We start from the raw sequence: 4,716 nt of genomic DNA on the forward strand, positions 1-4,716 counted from the left end.
TCCGCATCCGTCGGGTCCAGACCGTCGAGTTCCACCGCGTCGATCCCCGCGCCGCCGGCCGTGTCCAGCCATTCCGTGCCCGTCAGCAGCGTCGGGGCATCACCGGCGGCGAGAAATCGAAGGCACAGCGCAATGGCTGGAAACGCGTGTCCGGGATCGGGCCCGGCAACCACGGCGACCCGCATCGGCCTACCCTGCCACAGCGGACGCTGACTAGGCTGGCAGCCATGACCGAGACGACATCGGCGGTGGACAGCACGGCCAACGCCCGCACGGTGGAAACGTTCCTGTACGCGCTGCAAGACGAGGATTTCGACACGGCCGACGCGGCCTTGGCGGACAACATCGAGTGGCAGAACGTGGGGTTCCCGACCATTCGCGGTCGGCGACGCATCATCAAGCTGTTTCGGCGCGGTGAGGGCCGAATGGGCTTCGAGGTGAAGATTCACCGGATCGCCGCAGAGGGCAATGCAGTGCTGACCGAACGCACGGACGCGCTGATCATCGGCCCAGTGCGCCTTCAGTTCTGGGTATGCGGGGTTTTCGAGGTCCATGCGGGCCGCATCACGCTGTGGCGCGACTACTTCGACATGTTCGACTTCGCCAAGGCGACCGTGCGGGGCCTGATCGCGACGGTCGTCCCGTCGCTACGGCAGACGTTCTGACATGAGCGACGACCGCACCCGACCGAACATATGGCAGTACATCGGCTACTGCTACGGCCGTCGGCTGCCCGACTCGATGCGCGAGTGGGTCCGCAACGACCTGGCCGGCAAGGGCGCGACGGTCCGCATGATGATCCGCGTCTTCATACCGGCGTTCCTGATCATGATCCCGTTCTGGTTCATCCCGACGACACTTGACGTGCATCTGTCGATGACGCTGCCCATCCTGATCCCGTTCGTGCTCTTCTCGCACGCGCTGAACAAGGTGTGGCGCCGTCACATGCTGGCCAAACACGGACTCGATCCGAGCCTCGTCGACGAACTCTCGCGCCAGAAAAACGCCCACGTCCACGAGGCGTACGTCGAGCGCTACGGTCCGCGGTCAGGCCCGTCCAGCTCGCACGACGTCTGAGGCGCTAGGCGCCGCGTAGGTGGCCCAGTTCGTCGAACGCCTGCGCCCAACCCATCAGGCGATCGGTCGCGTTGGTCAGCTCGTCACGATAGCGCTGCTGCGACATCGGTGAGCTCGACATCGGTCCGGAATTGGCCGCCGACACCAACTGCGCTGCGGCGGTGACCATCTCGTTGTACTGACGAGCGCCGTGATCCAGCTGTGCGCTGAATGCCTTGACGGTGGGCAGCAGATGCGAACGCGACTGCGGCGACGCGCTCATCGCCCGCTCCATCGACACCACCTCGTTGGCGGTTGCCGCCATGGTGGCAGCGGTCTGGTTGGCCGCGGCGGTCAACTCACGCAGCTCGTCGGCGGGCAGCATTCGGCCCCGCTCCATCACTCCGAGCAGCGAGAACAGTCCACGCTCCGAGGCGGCAAGGGCGGCCATCGGCTGACGCGCCGCCGACCCCCACGATGGGAGACGACGGGCCGCCCGCGAGCGCGGCGCCGGTAGCGGCGACGCCTTCAACCACCGGTAGCGCAGGAACGCCAACGTCGCCAAGAACGCTGCGCCAGCCGCGATCGGAGCCGGGATGAACAGTGCCCACACCGGCGTGCTCCACGAGGCGAGCAGCGCCGTCACGCCCACCCAGAACACGCAGGAGAACCCGAGGAACACCGCGAGCCGCAGCGCCCAGCGCCGTTTGCGCAGCAACTTGGCCCGCGGATCGGCTGCGGCGTGGAGCTTGTCGGCCAGCACATCGGACCACTCCGCGGCGGTGTCAACCCCGCGCTGCGCCAATGACCGCCAAGCTTCTGGTCTACTAACCCGCGAATTCATTGCCCCTACCTACGAAACCTATTGGGAGAGAGGCTTTTCCGGAGCCGCTTCTGGGCTGGTTGCCGGTGTCGCAGGAGCGGTGGCCGCTGTCCCACCTGCAGGCAGCTGCTCACCGCGCATCGACGCTCGGATCTGCTCCAGCCGCGAGTGCCCGGCCATCTGCACGCTCTGCTGCTGCACCTCGAGCATGCGGCCCTGCACCGAGTTCTGCGCGAGTTCGGCCGAACCGATGGCGTTGGCGTAGCGGCGTTCGATCTTGTCGCGGACCTCGTCGAGGCTGGGTGTGTTACCCGGGGCGGCAAGCTCGCTCATCGACCGCAGCGATGCCGACACCTGCTCCTGCATCTTGGCCTGTTCGAGCTGGGACAGCAGCTTGGTGCGCTCGGCGATCTTGGTCTGCAGCATCATCGCGTTCTGCTCGACGGCCTTCTTGGCCTGCCCCGCCGCCTGCAGCGCCTGATCGTGCAGGCCCTTGAGATCCTCGACGCTCTGCTCCGAGGTCACCAGCTGTGCGGCGAAGGCTTCGGCGGCATTGGTGTACTCCGTGGCCTTGGCGGCGTCGCCGGCAGCGGTGGCCTGATCGGCCAAGGTGAGCGCCTGACGGACGTTAACCTGCAACTTCTCGATGTCGGCGAGCTGACGGTTGAGTCGCATCTCCAGCTGGCGCTGGTTACCGATCACCTGGGCGGCCTGTTGCGTCAACGCCTGGTGCTGGCGCTGAGCTTCCTCGATGGCCTGCTGTATCTGCACCTTCGGGTCGGCGTACTCGTCGACCTTCGAGCTGAACAGCGCCATGAGGTACTTCCACGCCTTGACGAACGGATTGGCCATGACTTCATTCCGCCTTTGTCTCGTGCCTGCACGTACGGACTTACCGTGCTGCCCAATCTATCGGGTCAGCACCGATCACCACACCCAGTCAGGGTCAGGCCACCGCCATCGACACGACCTGCGGGATGACGACCTTGGTGGTCGCATCGATATTGGCCGCGCTCACGCGCACGAAGTCGGCGCGTTCCTGCCGGGCCATCTGGTCTCCGGCGTCCGAGAGCACCCGGGACAGCGGAACGTCCAGGGCGCCGCAGATGGCACCGAGCAATTCGCTGGAGGCCTCCTTGCGGCCGCGCTCGACCTCGGACAGGTAGCCCAGGCTGACCCGGGCCGAATCGGACACCTCGCGCAGGGTGCGTCCCTGCTCGGTGCGGGCACGACGCAGCACGTCGCCGATCACCTCGCGCAGCAATGCCGTCATCGTGCTCTCCTCCAATAAACTTCAGCGCTGGTCCTCGTCTTTATGGCAACGCCGGGCGCCGGTTCGTTGGTTCCCGGAATGCGCAGATACCCCGTTATCACTGACCAGCGGGGCGGGCGCGCGAGTCCTTTATCGCCGAGACGACGTAATCCACGCCGGTCAGCACGGTCAAGACGACCGCCGCCCACATGATCACCCATGCACCCCACAGCCAGGCGCTCGGCAGTGTTTCCAAGGGCAGCACGAACAAGCCGATCGCGACGGCCTGAACCAGAGTCTTCAATTTGCCGCCGCGGCTGGCGGGGATGACACCGCGACGCAGCACCGCGAGCCGCAATACTGTGATGCCGATCTCGCGGACCATGATCACCACGGTCACCCACCACGGCAGGTCACCCAGTAATGACAACCCGATCAGCGCCGCGCCGATGAGGGCCTTGTCCGCGATCGGGTCGGCCAGCGTGCCGAATTCGGTGACCATGCCATAGCTGCGCGCCAGCGCGCCATCGAAGCGGTCGGTGATCACTGCGACCGCGAATACTACGAATGCCGCTATCCGCCAAAAGGTTTCATGGCCGTCGCCCACGAAAAGCACGACCAGAAACACCGGGACCAAGGCGAACCGTATGCCGGTGAGCACGTTGGCGATATTCGCCACACTCGCGCGCGGCACCACCGGATCGGTATGAGGTTGGCCCGGCACCGCAACAGAATATCGGTTGCCCGGACCGATACTCTCGCAGCTGTGAGCGCAGACCCCGTTGGCCTAGTCGTCCGGCGCGCCCGAACGTCTGATGTGCCGGCGATCAAGGCGCTCGTCGATGTGTACTCCGGCAAGATCTTGCTCGAGAAGAACCTGGTGACGCTCTACGAGGCGGTGCAGGAGTTCTGGGTCGCCGAACTCGGCGGCGAGCTCATCGGCTGCGGCGCCCTGCACGTGTTGTGGTCGGACCTCGGCGAGGTTCGCACGGTCGCGGTGCACCCGAAGGTCAAGGCCCGCGGCGTCGGACATGCCATCGTCGACCGGTTGCTTGACGTCGCAAGGGAGCTGCACCTCGAGCGGATCTTCGTGCTGACTTTCGAAGTCGAGTTCTTCAGCCGCCACGGGTTCGAGGAGATCGACGGCACGCCCGTGACCGCCGAGGTCTACGAAGAGATGTGTCGCTCCTACGACACCGGCGTCGCGGAGTTCCTCGACCTGTCCTACGTCAAGCCGAACATTCTCGGCAATACCCGAATGCTGTTGACGCTCAAGTAGCTTCGTCGTGATTTGTGGAGTCCGAGCCGCGATAAGCGCCGCTTCGGCTCCACAAGTCACTCTTCTGGGGAGTCGGTGCCGCGGATCGACGCCAGTGTCGCCGCCAGCTCGTCGGGCTTGACCAGGACCTCACGCGCCTTTGAGCCCTCGCTGGGCCCGACGATGCTGCGCGTCTCCATCAGATCCATCAGTCGTCCCGCCTTGGCGAAGCCCACCCGCAGCTTGCGCTGCAGCATCGACGTGGAGCCCAGCTGCGAGCGCACCACGAGGTCCATGGCCTGCAGCACCAGCGCCTCGTCGTCGTCC

The 4,716-nt window shown here is 65.6% G+C and carries 8 protein-coding genes and 1 pseudogene; 3 read left to right on the forward strand and 6 right to left on the reverse strand.

Annotated features, from left to right (window positions below):
* Positions 1-185 (reverse strand): annotated as a pseudogene (locus VFH65_RS16845) (glycosyl transferase); the annotation flags it as partial.
* Between the two features lie 42 nt (positions 186-227).
* Between VFH65_RS16845 and VFH65_RS16850 the strand changes: the two are divergent.
* A complete protein-coding gene (locus VFH65_RS16850) occupies positions 228-665 on the forward strand; it encodes a limonene-1,2-epoxide hydrolase family protein (RefSeq protein WP_353322967.1) in 438 nt (145 codons plus the stop codon).
* Between the two features lies 1 nt (position 666).
* Positions 667-1,077: a DUF5313 domain-containing protein gene (locus VFH65_RS16855; protein ID WP_353322968.1), complete on the forward strand. Its 411-nt coding sequence runs from the start codon at positions 667-669 to the stop codon at positions 1,075-1,077.
* A gap of 4 nt (positions 1,078-1,081) precedes the next feature.
* Here VFH65_RS16855 and pspM read toward each other — a convergent pair whose 3' ends face one another.
* From pspM to pgsA, 4 genes are all read right to left on the reverse strand, one after another.
* Positions 1,082-1,900, reverse strand: coding sequence for a phage shock envelope stress response protein PspM (gene pspM, locus VFH65_RS16860; RefSeq protein ID WP_353322969.1), 819 nt, complete (start codon positions 1,898-1,900; stop codon positions 1,082-1,084).
* Positions 1,901-1,918: 18 nt separating this feature from the next.
* The gene (pspA, locus tag VFH65_RS16865; protein WP_353322971.1) at positions 1,919-2,731 is read right to left on the reverse strand and encodes a phage shock protein PspA; all 813 of its coding nucleotides are present in this window, start codon (positions 2,729-2,731) and stop codon (positions 1,919-1,921) included.
* Positions 2,732-2,825: 94 nt separating this feature from the next.
* Entirely contained in the window at positions 2,826-3,152 is a 327-nt protein-coding gene (gene clgR, locus VFH65_RS16870; RefSeq protein WP_353322973.1) for a transcriptional regulator ClgR, read from the reverse strand.
* Between the two features lie 97 nt (positions 3,153-3,249).
* A complete protein-coding gene (pgsA, locus tag VFH65_RS16875; protein ID WP_353322975.1) occupies positions 3,250-3,855 on the reverse strand; it encodes a CDP-diacylglycerol--glycerol-3-phosphate 3-phosphatidyltransferase in 606 nt (201 codons plus the stop codon).
* Between the two features lie 42 nt (positions 3,856-3,897).
* Here pgsA and VFH65_RS16880 point away from each other — a divergent pair, with 42 nt between their 5' ends.
* Positions 3,898-4,410 (forward strand): amino-acid N-acetyltransferase, encoded by a 513-nt coding sequence (locus VFH65_RS16880; RefSeq protein WP_353322976.1) that lies wholly within the window; start codon positions 3,898-3,900, stop codon positions 4,408-4,410.
* A 56-nt stretch (positions 4,411-4,466) separates the two neighbouring features.
* Here the strand turns inward: VFH65_RS16880 and VFH65_RS16885 are convergent.
* The coding region (locus VFH65_RS16885) for a DNA translocase FtsK (RefSeq protein ID WP_353322977.1) at positions 4,467-4,716 on the reverse strand (250 nt) is incomplete at its 5' end.

Source organism: Mycobacterium sp. (assembly GCF_035697385.1).
Classification (GTDB): Bacteria; Actinomycetota; Actinomycetes; order Mycobacteriales; family Mycobacteriaceae; genus Mycobacterium.

What these genes read in the sequence shown, in the direction of transcription:
- pspA (WP_353322971.1), bottom strand. Translation starts at nt 2,731, where the DNA reads ATGGCCAATCCGTTCGTCAAGGCGTGGAAGTACCTCATGGCGCTGTTC.
- pspM (WP_353322969.1), bottom strand. Translation starts at nt 1,900, where the DNA reads ATGAATTCGCGGGTTAGTAGACCAGAAGCTTGGCGGTCATTGGCGCAG.
- VFH65_RS16855 (WP_353322968.1), top strand. Translation starts at nt 667, where the DNA reads ATGAGCGACGACCGCACCCGACCGAACATATGGCAGTACATCGGCTAC.
- clgR (WP_353322973.1), bottom strand. Translation starts at nt 3,152, where the DNA reads ATGACGGCATTGCTGCGCGAGGTGATCGGCGACGTGCTGCGTCGTGCC.
- VFH65_RS16850 (WP_353322967.1), top strand. Translation starts at nt 228, where the DNA reads ATGACCGAGACGACATCGGCGGTGGACAGCACGGCCAACGCCCGCACG.